The organism is Rhizobacter sp. (assembly GCF_031412075.1).
Lineage (GTDB): Bacteria > Pseudomonadota > Gammaproteobacteria > Burkholderiales > Burkholderiaceae_C > Rhizobacter.
The window spans coordinates 1-11,945 of the sequence record NZ_JANOCG010000136.1 but is presented as its reverse complement, the minus strand read 5'-3'; the positions used below and the strand labels follow the sequence as shown (position 1 = coordinate 11,945).

General features: G+C 65.4%; 16 protein-coding genes and 2 pseudogenes. 7 read left to right on the top strand and 11 right to left on the bottom strand.

Annotated elements, in window-relative coordinates; translation table 11 throughout:
* Together RMO40_RS05050 and RMO40_RS05045 are read left to right on the top strand one after the other, a co-directional pair.
* Positions 1–614 (top strand): sugar ABC transporter substrate-binding protein (locus RMO40_RS05050; RefSeq protein WP_489660109.1); only part of this gene is annotated, 614 nt, incomplete at its 5' end.
* Between the two features lie 222 nt (positions 615–836).
* The gene (locus tag RMO40_RS05045) at positions 837–1,199 is read left to right on the top strand and encodes a response regulator (RefSeq protein ID WP_309717191.1); all 363 of its coding nucleotides are present in this window, start codon (positions 837–839) and stop codon (positions 1,197–1,199) included.
* Between the two features lie 319 nt (positions 1,200–1,518).
* Here the strand turns inward: RMO40_RS05045 and RMO40_RS05040 are convergent, their stop codons facing one another.
* The gene (locus RMO40_RS05040) at positions 1,519–1,827 is read right to left on the bottom strand and encodes a hypothetical protein (protein ID WP_309717189.1); all 309 of its coding nucleotides are present in this window, start codon (positions 1,825–1,827) and stop codon (positions 1,519–1,521) included.
* Positions 1,828–1,958: 131 nt separating this feature from the next.
* On the opposite strand from RMO40_RS05040, the gene RMO40_RS05035 reads away from it, so the two are divergent.
* On the top strand, positions 1,959–2,327 hold the full coding sequence (locus RMO40_RS05035; protein ID WP_309717186.1) for a DUF1428 family protein: 369 nt from the start codon (positions 1,959–1,961) through the stop codon (positions 2,325–2,327).
* Positions 2,328–2,771: 444 nt separating this feature from the next.
* Here RMO40_RS05035 and RMO40_RS05030 read toward each other — a convergent pair whose 3' ends face one another.
* The 6 genes from RMO40_RS05030 to RMO40_RS05005 all read right to left on the bottom strand — a co-directional run bounded on the left by RMO40_RS05030 (position 2,772) and on the right by RMO40_RS05005 (position 7,113).
* Positions 2,772–3,164 (bottom strand): DUF4149 domain-containing protein, encoded by a 393-nt coding sequence (locus tag RMO40_RS05030; protein WP_309717183.1) that lies wholly within the window; start codon positions 3,162–3,164, stop codon positions 2,772–2,774.
* A gap of 82 nt (positions 3,165–3,246) precedes the next feature.
* Positions 3,247–3,975 carry a methyltransferase domain-containing protein gene (locus RMO40_RS05025; RefSeq protein WP_309717180.1) on the bottom strand — a complete coding sequence of 243 codons (729 nt, stop codon included), beginning with the start codon at positions 3,973–3,975 and terminating at the stop codon, positions 3,247–3,249.
* Complete coding sequence (locus RMO40_RS05020) at positions 3,972–4,601, bottom strand: heme-binding protein (RefSeq protein ID WP_309717177.1); 630 nt, start codon at positions 4,599–4,601, stop codon at positions 3,972–3,974. Before RMO40_RS05020 ends, RMO40_RS05025 begins: the two co-directional genes overlap by 4 nt.
* A complete protein-coding gene (gene ubiG / locus RMO40_RS05015) occupies positions 4,598–5,362 on the bottom strand; it encodes a bifunctional 2-polyprenyl-6-hydroxyphenol methylase/3-demethylubiquinol 3-O-methyltransferase UbiG (RefSeq protein ID WP_309717174.1) in 765 nt (254 codons plus the stop codon). Before ubiG ends, RMO40_RS05020 begins: the two co-directional genes overlap by 4 nt.
* Positions 5,363–5,365: 3 nt before the next feature.
* Entirely contained in the window at positions 5,366–5,965 is a 600-nt protein-coding gene (locus RMO40_RS05010; RefSeq protein WP_309717170.1) for a demethoxyubiquinone hydroxylase family protein, read from the bottom strand.
* Positions 5,965–7,113 (bottom strand): FAD-dependent oxidoreductase, encoded by a 1,149-nt coding sequence (locus tag RMO40_RS05005; RefSeq protein ID WP_309717168.1) that lies wholly within the window; start codon positions 7,111–7,113, stop codon positions 5,965–5,967. The genes RMO40_RS05010 and RMO40_RS05005 overlap by 1 nt, the downstream gene beginning before the upstream one ends.
* Before the next feature lie 387 nt (positions 7,114–7,500).
* Between RMO40_RS05005 and RMO40_RS05000 the strand changes: the two genes are divergently transcribed.
* Complete coding sequence (locus RMO40_RS05000; RefSeq protein ID WP_309717165.1) at positions 7,501–8,103, top strand: sigma-70 family RNA polymerase sigma factor; 603 nt, start codon at positions 7,501–7,503, stop codon at positions 8,101–8,103.
* Positions 8,104–8,113: 10 nt separating this feature from the next.
* On the top strand, positions 8,114–8,326 hold the full coding sequence (locus RMO40_RS04995) for a hypothetical protein (RefSeq protein ID WP_309717163.1): 213 nt from the start codon (positions 8,114–8,116) through the stop codon (positions 8,324–8,326).
* Between the two features lie 57 nt (positions 8,327–8,383).
* On the opposite strand, the gene RMO40_RS04990 is transcribed toward RMO40_RS04995, so the two are convergent.
* The 4 genes and pseudogenes from RMO40_RS04990 to RMO40_RS04975 all read right to left on the bottom strand — a co-directional run bounded on the left by RMO40_RS04990 (position 8,384) and on the right by RMO40_RS04975 (position 10,634).
* Complete coding sequence (locus tag RMO40_RS04990) at positions 8,384–8,737, bottom strand: BLUF domain-containing protein (protein ID WP_309717161.1); 354 nt, start codon at positions 8,735–8,737, stop codon at positions 8,384–8,386.
* A gap of 130 nt (positions 8,738–8,867) precedes the next feature.
* A pseudogene (locus RMO40_RS04985) lies at positions 8,868–9,291 on the bottom strand (transposase); the annotation flags it as partial.
* Between the two features lie 77 nt (positions 9,292–9,368).
* Positions 9,369–10,082 carry an autoinducer binding domain-containing protein gene (locus RMO40_RS04980; protein ID WP_309717158.1) on the bottom strand — a complete coding sequence of 238 codons (714 nt, stop codon included), beginning with the start codon at positions 10,080–10,082 and terminating at the stop codon, positions 9,369–9,371.
* Between the two features lie 141 nt (positions 10,083–10,223).
* Positions 10,224–10,634 carry a DUF4902 domain-containing protein gene (locus RMO40_RS04975; RefSeq protein WP_309717153.1) on the bottom strand — a complete coding sequence of 137 codons (411 nt, stop codon included), beginning with the start codon at positions 10,632–10,634 and terminating at the stop codon, positions 10,224–10,226.
* 117 nt (positions 10,635–10,751) lie between these two features.
* Between RMO40_RS04975 and RMO40_RS04970 the strand changes: the two genes are divergently transcribed.
* A complete protein-coding gene (locus RMO40_RS04970) occupies positions 10,752–11,393 on the top strand; it encodes an acyl-homoserine-lactone synthase (protein WP_309717151.1) in 642 nt (213 codons plus the stop codon).
* A 47-nt stretch (positions 11,394–11,440) separates the two neighbouring features.
* Positions 11,441–11,945: pseudogene (locus RMO40_RS04965) on the top strand (hypothetical protein); the annotation flags it as partial.

Genomic DNA, 11,945 nt, shown 5'->3' with positions numbered 1-11,945 from the left:
GAAAGGCCAGGGTGGTGCTGTTGACGCATGACGGGCTGCAATTTCTGGCGCCTCGTTTCACCGCCATGCGCGATACCCTTCGGCCACTGCCTGGCGTGAGGATCGTGGCCGACATTTCGCCCGCCACGGTCGACAAGGAGGGCGGATATCGCACGATGAAGACGATCCTGCTGGCGCAACCGAATATCGATGTGGTGCTTGGCGCGGACACGGTGGTGCTGGGAGCGCTCGTGGCATTGCGCGAAGCGGGCAAGGCGCGGGCGGACCAGTTTCTGGGAGGTATCGACGGCGAACTGGAAGCGGTCGTCGAAATCAGACGAGGCGACAGCCCCTACAAGGCGAGCATCAGCCTTGCTTCATCGATATTCGGCTATGCGATGGGCCAGCATGCCGCTGATTGGCTGGACGGGAAATCCATCCCACAAGCAATGGATATTCTGCCCAAGGCGCTCACCAGCAGCAACATCGCGGACTATGAACGCGATACGGCCAACCCCGGAGCGGTGTATGCCGATCCGTCGCGGCGCGCGTCTTATCTGAAGATGTACGGCAATATCTGTTTCGATACGCGCGAAAACTATATGAATTTCCCCTGGTCATCGGAAACCAAATAGTTCGATTGCAGGTGCCGCTTGGTTGCACCACAACGTCGAACGGCGGCAAGGCGGGCACGCTGCCTATGCCGGGCTCGTCCGAGCAGGACAAGGATGACGGTGGCCCCGCCGCCCAGGGCTGCTCTGCTACCCTGACGTTTCGGGGCCGCCTCCGCTCTGGAGGCGTGCAGCGCCCCGCCGAGCCCCCTGCAACCTCGCACAGAATTGAGCAGCCCGCCAGCCATGACCGCCAACCCTTTCGTCATCCTCTACGTCGAAGACAACGATTACATCCGCGAGGCGTTCGCCGAGTTGCTCAGCACTGCCGAGCGCCGGATCGTATGTGTGGCTGACGGCGCCGGCGCGCGCGAGGCGTTGCGCGATCAGAACGTGAACCTGCTGATAACCGACATCAACCTGCCCGACGGCTCGGGCCTCGACGTGGCGCGCGAGGCCCTTCGGCAAAACCCGAGGCTGCCGGTGATCGTCTGCTCCGGGCATGACTTGGGGGACGTCGCCCGGTCGCTCGGCCCTACCGCTCATCCGCTGAGGAAGCCCTTCGAGCTGGACGAACTCGACGCGCTGGTCGAGCGGTTCGCGCGATGAGCGACTTGACTGCCGCGGCCGCCGGGCGGTGGTGCGGTTTTTGATGGCCGGGGCGGATGTAAGGGTGCGGCAGCTCGAGGACTTCGGGGGAATTCGCCACTCCGCTGCCTCCAAGTCGATCTCGGACCACTTCGACGTCTGAGGGCTTGAAGTCACCTGTCGAGTTTGGCTGGGTTGGCGAGCTGACGCGGGTTTTTTCGCGATGATCCGTGTGGAGGCGCTGTGGCTGTGCGCGGCGAAAGGTGGACAAGCGCAGTGGCACCGAGCGGCTGCTGGAACACGTGATCACCGCGCTGGGAGCTGCCCACGCGCACCACGGCTACGCGCGGCGCTTGGGGCCTGTTGCGCGCCACCGCATCAAGCCGGCACCGGCTTCCGTCGAAAAGGGGCTTGTCTGAGATCGGGCACCTGCGGTATCCAAGCCGTAGATCGCGGGCAGCTTGGGCAACGGCAGAAACGGGAACCACTTCGGATAGTTCGTCACTACGTTGCGCAGGTTCGGCACCACGCCTGCAGCTTTCACCTCCACCAGTACATCCCAGGGGCGGAGGTCCGAATGGGTATGGTGTCGACTTGGAAGGCTTGCCGATTTCGTGCAGCCGCGCACTGCGCGCATCACCTTGGCCATATCGTCTCCTTCGTGAGGGCTTCACACCCGTTGATCGGGGCTCAGGAAGTTCCGTCGGACGGATTTGTCGTTGGGATACGGGGTGCCCTCAGGCGGGTGCGCCGGCCGGTCTACTTAACAGGAGTACAACCATGTCATACATCGATGGTTTCGTGATCGCGGTGCCCACCGCCAACAAGCAAAAGTTCATCGAGCACGCGCGCCAGTTCGACCCGATATTCATTGAGCTGGGCGCAATCCGTGTGATCGAGGGTTGGGGCAACGACGTCCCCGACGGCAAAGTCACCGATTTCCGCCGCGCAGTCCAGGCCACGGCCGAGGAGACGGTGGCCTTTTCGTGGGTCGAATGGCCCGACAAGGCCACCCGCGACGAAGGGATGAAAAGGATGATGGAAGACCCCCGCATGGATCCGTCCACACCCGGCAACCCGCCTATGCCTTTCGATGGCAAACGCATGATCTTCGGCGGCTTCGAACAAGTGGTCGAAGTAAAGGCTTGAGGGGCGGGGGCGACGCGCCCCTGGACGTGCCGCGCGTCATGGCGGGCGTATAGCGCCAACTGGCGGCCGCAGGCAGGGGGCTCCGAGACATCGCGCAGGACGCCCGGCCCAGCAAGCAGCACACGTCACGGATGTCCGCGTCGCAATCGCCGTATGTCGGCTCTTGAGACCCTGCATGGCTTCACACTCGCGCCCAGGAGCCCACGGTGGCGAAAGGCAGCTTCCTGCCAGCTCTCTAGAACCTCCCCAAGCGAAGGCCGGTTCACACGCCGGTCCGCTGCGAGCGCCAGAACCTGGCGGTGACAGACGCGATGCAGGCAAACCTCCTGCCGTGACGGTCTGTGCTGGGGCAAGCCAAGGCCGTGCGCGTCGGCGGCCGCGACGCGACTTGGAAAGGCCGATAACCAGATCGCAACGGTAGCGAGGAAGGTCCTGATCCCGCTGTCAAGCAAGCTTGGACAGCAGCCATCCTGTGGCAGCGATGTGCCCGAGGGTGACCACCACGGACATCCCGTGCAGCCACTTGAAGCGCTGGCGCAGGCCGGCGTCGGTGGCGCGGTTGATCGCTGGCATCAAGATCTGCCGCACGGGCACGGTGGTGATGGCCACTGCAGCCATCACCGCGGCAAAGACGGCGTCACGAGCCCACCAGAGCACGGCGGCCGCAGCTGACGTGGCAATCACGAAAGTGTAGAACCAGGGAAAGGCGCGACGCAATGCGTCTCCCGCGGTCTTCGCAGGCAACGCCGTGAACAGGAAGGCGGCAAAGCCGAATGAGTACAGCGTCATGCCACCAAACAACAAGGCCGTGCTCAGGACGGCCAAAGACAACATCATGGTGTCGCTCCTTCATTTGAAAAGCTCATCAGTGGCAAGCCGGCCGGGCCATCAGACCACGCACGTGAAATTTCGCGCGGGCTCAGCCCCGCTTGCGGAACACCACCACGTGCTGCCAGGGCAGCGTGCTCACGGTACGCTCCCAGTCCATCGCGAAGACGGCGGCCTCGCGCTTGATTTGCGCCTCGCTCATCTTGTGCAGCGGCTTGATGGGCACGCGCGGGTCTTCGGCCTTGTACTTGACGAAGACGACACGGCCGCCGGGCTTGAGGGCCCTCAGCACGCTGGTCATCACCTCGTACGGGTAGGCCAGCTCGTGATAGACGTCGACCATGACCGCCAGGTCCACCGAAGCAGCAGGCAGTCTGACGTCGTCGACCGCGCCAAGCCGCGCCTCGATCTGGGTCAGCCCGCTGCGCTTGGCGCTCGCCTGCAGCAGCCTGATCATTTCGGGCTGTACGTCAACAGCCCAGACCTTGCCGCCCGGCATCACCGCCGGTGCCATGCGCCGAGACAGGTAACCGGTGCCGGCGCCGATGTCGGCCACCACCATGCCTGGCTGCAGTGCCAGGGCAGCCAGCAGCAGGTCGGTGCGCTCTTCGCGGTCACGTTCTTCGCGCTCAAGCCATGCGGCGCCCTGCCAGCCCATCACCGCCGAGATCTCGCGCCCCATGTAGCGCTTGCCGATGCCGTCGGCACTGGCTGGCACGGGGCTGTAGCGCTCGGCGAATGCGGCGGGCTGGGCCAGCGCGGCGCTGGCTGCCAGCAGCAAGGCAACCCAGGTACCCCCCCGGGAAATTGCAGGGTTCATGGCAGTGCCAACCAGATTTCGTTGCGGCGCATGAACCAGGGCGTCATGGGGCCGTTGTAGCGCGCCAGCACGGGCTGGCCCTCTGTTGCCACGCCGGCGGCAGCCAGGGCCGCTTGCAGCTTGCCCAGATGTTCGTCGTAGTTGGCCTGCGACCAGGTGCCTGAGTAGCGGATGGTCGCCCACTGGCTGGCCGACACAAGGCGCAACTGCACCCGCGGGTCGAGCGGCTCGGGGGCGGATTCCAGCGTCACGCCCTCGGGCAGCACGAACTGCACCCGCATGCCGCCCGGCACTGCGGCCTGCGACACCGGGGCCGTCATCTCCATCTTCACGGGCGCGGCCATCTGCGTCACCGGAGCGGTCATCGCAAACTTCTTCTCGCCCTTGTTCTTGCCAAAGATGTAGCCGGCCAGGATCGGGAAGGCCCGGCTGCCGGCGTCTTCGGCCGTGGCGTCCAGCACCACCTCGGCCACGACGTAGGGCGCGTACTGGCGCAACTCCACGCTGCCGATTTGCCTGATGACCTCGTACTTGGGTTCTTCGGTGGCGTGGCTGAACAACGGCATGGCGCTGAGTGTGAGCCAAAGCAGGCGGCGCAGCAGGGCGCCAGGCAGGCCGTGTTTCATGAGGTGGCGTCTCCAGGGTTGCCGAAGCTGGCGATGTAGTTGACCGCCAGACTGCGCGTCCACCAGGCACGGTGAATGGCCGGCAGGTAGGCCATGCCTCGGCGTTCGATGGCGGCCAGCCCGCAAACTGCGGCAGCCTGCGCCAGCTCCTCAGGCCGCACGAACTGCGCCCAGCGGTGCGTGCCCCGGGGCAGCACCCGAAACACGATCTCGGCGCCCACAATCGCGGCCAGGTAGCTGCGCAGGGTGCGGTTGATCGTCGAGGCCAGCAGCAGCCCGCCGGGCGCCAGGTGCGCCACCGCATCGCGCACGAAGGCCGGTACGTCGTTGACGTGTTCAACCACCTCGAGCAGCAGCACGACGTCGAAGAGCTCACCGTCGTGCAGTGCGGCATCGGGCTCGCCGACCCGGTAGTCGATCCTCAAGCCAGCGGCCTTCGAATGCAGGCGCGCTGCGGCGATGTTGTTGGCTGCGGCGTCGACGCCGACCAGCAAGGCGCCGCGGGCCGCCAGCGGTTCGCACATCAGCCCGGCGCCGCAGCCCACGTCGGCGATGCGCAAACCCTGCAGCGCACCGACCGGGCGTCCGAAGCGCTGGGCGATCTGTTCTAGCACGTGCCCAAGCCGCAGGTCGTTGACCACGTGCAGAGGTCGCATGGGACCGGTGCGGTTCCACCAGGTGGCGGCGAGGCGGTTGAAGCGTGCGACTTCGTCGCTGCGGATGGTGCCGGTCGGGCTCATGGAGGGCTTGTCGATGCTCATGGCTCAAACCCGGCGGCAGATCTTCACCGCCCCGCGCGAACCCGCGCCGACTGCCCAGATCCACAGACGCAGCACGGCGGACGCAGGGGCCGCCTGGTGGTCGAAGCGCGCTGCGGCATCGTCGCGGTGATCGATTTCGTCGGCCCGGAACGAGTGCAGCTGCGCCCGCAACGCCTGCAGGGTTGCCTGCACGCGAGCCGGGTCGAGGCGGTCGATGGTCTCGATCTGCTCGGTGTAGTGGTGGTCGACGAAGGTCTCGACGGCCTCGATGGTGGCGAACACCGCCCGCGGCCCGACCCACGCCGGCAGCGCGCCAGTCAGCCATCCGGCGGCTCGCCACAGCAGCAGCAGCCGGCTGCGGTGGCCGGGCGCCAGCAGCTGCTCGATGGCAGCCAGGTGCGCCGCTTCCGTGGCAAGGTGCTCCTGCGCAAAGTCCCTTACCGCCGCATCGCGCGTGGTGGCAAGAATGCCGCGGTAGATCATCACGGCGCCCGCCTCGCCGGCGTGATCGGTGCGCAGGTCGGCCACCAGCCTTGGGGGCAGCGGACTGACATCGAGAGGTCCGGGCCTCGCCGGCAAAGCCGAGCCACCCAATTCGGCCATCACAGGTGTGCCTCCAACTGCTGCCCAAGGTCTTCATCCACCGCGTTGAAACCGCTGCGTGCGCTGCGCTGAACCAAACCTTCGGCCACGGCTCGCGCCATGTCGATTCCGCTGCGGTGGACCCGGTCGACCTGACTCGCCACGACACTGTCACCGCAAACCCCCAGTTGCACCCTGTTGTCCCACAAACACTCGGTTCGCCGAGGCGTGACGGCAGGCGCTTCAACAAACGCATGGCGCCATTGCTGCGCACAGAGATAGTTGGGCGTCACGGGCCGAACTGCGTGGGCTCGAAAGTTCTCGAGCAGCAGGTCGGCCACGGTCTCGGCGTCCACATCCTCGTACTGCAGGGACCACCGCTCGTCGGCCTCGATGAACCAGCGCTGGGGTCCGATGGTCAGGCGCCCCGGCTTGCTGTGCATAGCGGCGACGCGCTCGATGGGGCTGCCCTGGAACTCCCGGTAGCCGGGCAAGGGGACAGGTCGCTCGGTTCCCAGCAGCAGCACCCAGCGGCTGCGGTAGCGCACCGCACGCAGGGCGGCGCTCAGTTCTGAAGACTCGCGCACGAGCGGCAGTGCCAACGGCGCTGGTATGGCGAGCACCAGGGCTTGAAAGTCCCCATCAATCTCGCCCATGGCGCTGCTCAAAGCCCACTTGCCACCTTTGCGCTGGGCTTGCACGATGCGGGTGTTCAATCGAACCTGCAATGGCCGCGCAAGGGCATCGGCCAGGGCCACCATCGACGGCACGCCGACAGCTCCCATCAGGACCAAGGTGCGCTCGACATCCGCCTCGTCTTCATCCGCTTTCCAAGCTTTGCTGCTCCGTTCTTCTTGAGCGGGCGTGGCCGCAAGCGTCCAGGGGTGCAGCGCGGCCAGCTCGCCCGGCGCTTGCATGGCATGAGCGGCCAGGCGGGTGGGCCCGCTGATGCACTGGGCCCCGTCATCGAACAGTCCCACGCGGGTGCTGCGTGAACTGCAGCGCCCGCCCAGGCGGGCATCGGCTTCGAAAACGACGGGGTCGCAGCCGTGCAGGCGCAACTCCCGGGCGCAGGTCAGACCGGCCATGCCGCCGCCGACGACTGCAACGCGCGGTGGCGATTGGGCGTTCAACGGGCTGTCCCAAGCGCTGCTTCTGGGATCTTGCATGGCTGTCACCTCTTTGGCCGTGATTGATTGGCCTCGTAGTAACGTCGCCGTCATGAAAAAGTTGCACCTGTGCGGCGACCCACCGCAGTGGATTCCTCCCGCCGGGCATCGAGGGTTGGTGCTGCGTGCCCCGCACGAGGCCGCGACGCTGTCTTGCGCAGGGCTCACGCCCGGGCCGCGCGGTGACGGTCGGTGCGCCGCCCACGGCGTGCGCTGCCGCGTTGCGGCCTGCGGTGGCCGGGCGCTGCCAGACCAATTTTTTGCGGGCCTTGCAACTTTGACGGCGGGCCTGCGTCAAGGGGTTGGTACAGGCCAGGCCATCGGGCGTGGCAAGTCAACGCCGCGCTGCCGGCCGACGTGGTTCGAGCGTGTTGCCAGGGGGCCCAGGTGAGCGATGCGCTGCTCGGCGGCGCGATTGATGCGGCACTGGTCGCGCGGGCCCAGCAAGGCGAGACCGTCGCGTTCGACGTGCTCGTGGTGAAGTACCAGCGGCGGATTGCGGCAACGATCCGGCGGTTCGTGCGTGACGATCCGATCACCGAGGAGTTGACACAGGAGGTTTTCTTGAGCGCCTTTATGGCTTTGCCGACCTTCACGCCCGACGGTGATTTCGCGGCTTGGCTGTTCACGATCGCCCGCAACGCGGCCAGGAGCTACCTGCGCAGCGGGCAGAACCGGCAAGACGACCGTCCTGTGGCCGTGCTCGACAATCCGGGTGACGACGACAGATTCGGGGCCGCCCCCAGCCCCGAGGAAGAGGCCATGGCGCACCAGTTGTTCGAACGCATCGACGCCGAGGTCGCGGCCTTGCCCGAGGTTCAGCGCCGAGCCCTGCTGATGCGCGAAGTCGACGGTCTCGACTACAAGACCATCGCGGCGGCGCTCGGGCAGCCCGTGAACACCGTCAAGTCCCACATTTTCCGGGCGCGCGACGCGATAGCCCATCGCGTACGCCCGCTTCTTGCACCCACGCGCGACAGGCGCTGGTAGGAGCCATGCCATGAACGACGCCGCACGCCTGCTGGACGGCGAACTGACGCAAGCCGAGTTGACAACATTGCTCGAGCGCCTGAAGCACGATGCCACGCTGCGCGACGAAATCTCGGCGCAACAGCTGATCCGCGACGGCTTGGTCGGGCTTCGTTCACCGGACGCGGGCTACTCGCTGCGCATCCTCGCCGCAGTGCGCCGCGCCCAACAGCGCAAGGCTTGAACGAGGCTTTCGGCAGGTACCGGCATTGCCAGGCGGCGCTGCGGCCGCTGGTGGTGTTCAGGGCTGAGGAGCCTGCACTGGGCTGCCGCGGGCAACGAGTTCGTCGATGCGCGCCATGACCAGTGCACCGGTCGCCGACCAGGGGTCGAACTCCGGCCAGACGATCTTCGTCTGCGGATCCACATCGGACAAGCTCACGCGTGCCATGGACCATCTACGGTAGCGCCGCTCGGTGATGTTTTCGCAGTGAAGCAGTTCCAGGTCCTTGTGGCGCGGGTCTGCATGAATGCGCGCATACAACCCCGTCACTTTGCTGCGCTGCCCTTCCAGCGCCTGCCAATACACGCCCTGGCCTTCGCAGAGCATGCCCGTGATGTCGTTTTGTGTGTTCCAGGCGTGGGCCTTGCGCAAGATCGAACAGAACCTTGATCAGGTGTGCATTCAAGCCCATCCGGGCCGCGCTCCTAAGCATGAGTCGCCTTACGGAAGAATGTGAAGTTGTGGCGAGGCATACAGAAGGCATACGCGGAATCGGTATCACATCGATCTTGGTGACCTCCAATGCGATGTGCTCGAGTTGAGCAGTTTCATCTCGCGCGCCAACACCAGTACCTGTACGAACAGCGCCCCCACCCCTTCAAGAAGCGGCGGCGAAACGTCGCCAGCGTGGCGTGATCGCGGTGGGTGTTGGCCGCCACGCAGCGAAATGCCACCGAGTTATAGGTCGTGCGCTCGATCTTGCGGCTGGAGTGCACGCCATTGGCGTTGCCGTAGACCAGCAGCCGGGCAGCACCGCCGGGTGATGCGCCGCCGAGCCGCGGCCGGCGTACTGCCGGGTCCGCTCGCCCAGGTGGATCTGCTCGATGACTTCGACCACGAAGCAAGTGATCGTTGGGCAGCCATTCGTCCACCGACGGCGGCAACAGATATGCGGTGTCTCGATCTACGGGAACGAAGCGGCTCATCGGAGAGGTCTCGGTCGTCCGGCTCCGATTGTCCCGGATCGCACGTTCTGCTGGCGGGCCGGGAAGTCCGACAACTCCTAGCGCAACAACCCCATCAACGCGGCGCGCACGGCGGCGGAGGTCTTGTTCGGCGTACCGAGCTTGAGGCAGGCGTTGCGCATGTGGAAGTTCACGGTCGCCTCCGACACACCGATGATCTCGGCCATGTCGGCCGAGGTCTTGCCGTCACATGACCAGCGCAGCACCTCCAACTCGCGGTTGGAGAGCACGGATTCTGGGCTGTTGCGCAGCGTCGACCCCCAGTGGCTAAGCATGCTTTCGTGGCAGAGGAATGACAGCCACTGCAGCCGCTCGTTCTTGGCCTTCAGCTCCTCTTCAGAAATGGGCGGGTCGCTTCTGACACAGCTCAGCAGGCTCACGATGCCGTGCGCGTCGTGCCTCGGTTGTGCCCAGCCATGAACCAGCCCGAACGAACAGGCCTCGGCCCTCATCTGCGGGCAAGCGGCAAACAACTCATCGCTCCACAGGATGACTCCATCGCTGACAAAGGCCAGCGCAACCGTGGGGTCGCAGCGCACATAGTCCTGCTCCTGGTAGCGCTGCTGCCAACCAGTCGGGTAGTTGCTGCGCCACAGCGCGCGCGGCGTTGCCAGCGGCAAAGGCCCTTTCATCCCGAACGAGCAATAGCGAAAGCCGAGTTTGTTGACCTCGGACAGAACGGTCTCGAACGTGGCTTCGCTGCTCCCCGCGCAACCTACCAACCTCAATTGATCAGACTGCCAATGCTTCATGCTTTCCTTCCCCGTGCGGCGTCATGCGGCAGGTTGCCGGGCGCTACTGAAAAGTCCTGCGCCGAACCCAGAACACAAAGGCCACCCACGGGCTACCACAACGCAGTCTAGTGAGCGATGCTGCAAGCGCGGCCCCTACCCCTAGGGGGACAGTCCGGGGAGCTCGCGCAGCGCCGAGAGCGCGCTGTGTTGCCAAGGCAATTGTTCGATCCGCCGAACGACCGCTGCAATGCTAACCACATGCCCGAGATCGTTGCCGATTTCGTCGACAAGCATGAGGTTGGTGCGAACAGAGTGTCGGTTCAGCAACACATCGCCCGAAGCTGTCACCGCCCAGTCCCAACCGGCGGTTATGGGGGGGTCGGACTCCGTGACCCACTCGGAGCACCCACACAAGATCGAAGCGCTCGCGCCCTCAGACTCGCGCGAGGGGTTGGCCTCGGTCGTGAGCTCCAGCTCCGACTGAACATGACGCAACAGCATGCGTTGGAAGTTCGACTCCCCCGACCTGACGTAGAAGTCGCAGGCCCCCGGTGTTTCATTTGTTTGCATTGGTTCTCATGGTAGGGACGCGCGCGAAAACAGCCGCCTAGCAGTTCTGTCAGTTGTTGTGCGTGAGTCGCTCGGTTGCAATGGTGCTTCTGATTCAACTGACCGCAGGTAGCGCAAATGCACATCAGCTTCATCGCAGACAAGTTCATGCCGAGCGCAACGCGCCAAGCCATAGGCAACTACCGGCACCATGTGTTCGTGAAGGAGCTGCATTGGGAGCTGCCGGCCGAAGGTGAGATCGAGCAAGACGAGTTCGACGTCGAGTCGGCCGTGCACGTGCTGGCGCGCGGCGAACACGGTGCATTGGTCGGCTACGCCCGCTTGCTGCCGACCACGCAGAATTATCTGCTCGCCACCCACTTCCCGCAGCTGTTCGACGGTGACAAGCCGGTGCGCAGCCCGTTCGTGTGGGAGCTATCTCGCTACGCGGCTAGCGACGTGTCGTGCGGCGCCGCCACGCGCAGCCTGCAGATGCAGACACGCGTTGGCAAGCGGCTGCTGCTGGAGGCCACCCGATTCGTTGCATCTCAGTGCGGGAGCCAGATCGTCTTTTGCACAACGCTGGCGATCGAGCGTCTGGCCCAGCGTTGGGGTGTGGACATCGAGCGCCTCGGCCCCGCGCAGCACGTCGGTCACGAGTGGCTGGTGGCCGCGCGCATCCATTGCAATCAACGCACCCATGGCGCGCTCACCGAAAGCCGCCCACGCCCATCAGCGCCCACCCATTCACCAAGCCACGCGCTGCCGGCCCTCGCCTGAGTACCGGCACCACACCACCCCCGAATCCCTGACACCGCAGGACCCGCATGAAACAGCACACTCCACACGCCATCGTCCTCGACCCTTTCTCCAGTGGCCGCTTCCTGGTGGACGAGTTCGCACGCCGCGGCATCGCGAGCGTTGCGGTGCTGAGCAGCGGCATCCCCGCGCTCTTTGCCAGCTCGTTCAAGCGTGAAAAGTACGCCGCCGTCATCGACGGCGACGATGGTGTCGACGCGCTGGCCGCCGATCTCGCCGGTTTTCACCCGTGCTGCGTGATGACGGGCCTCGAAACCGGCATCGCGTTGATGGACGAACTCGCAGCCCGCTTCGGCCTGCCGTGCAACGACCCGGCGAGCAGCTCGATCCGCCGAGACAAGTACCTGATGCAAGAGACCATTCGCGCACAAGGCCTGCTTGCAGTGGCGCAGTGCAAGGTCGACCGCAGCGACGATGCCCTCGAATGGCTCGACGCACACGACCGCTACCCGGTGATCGTGAAGCCCGCGGCCTCTGCAGGCTCGGACAACATCCACCTGTGCGCGAACCGCG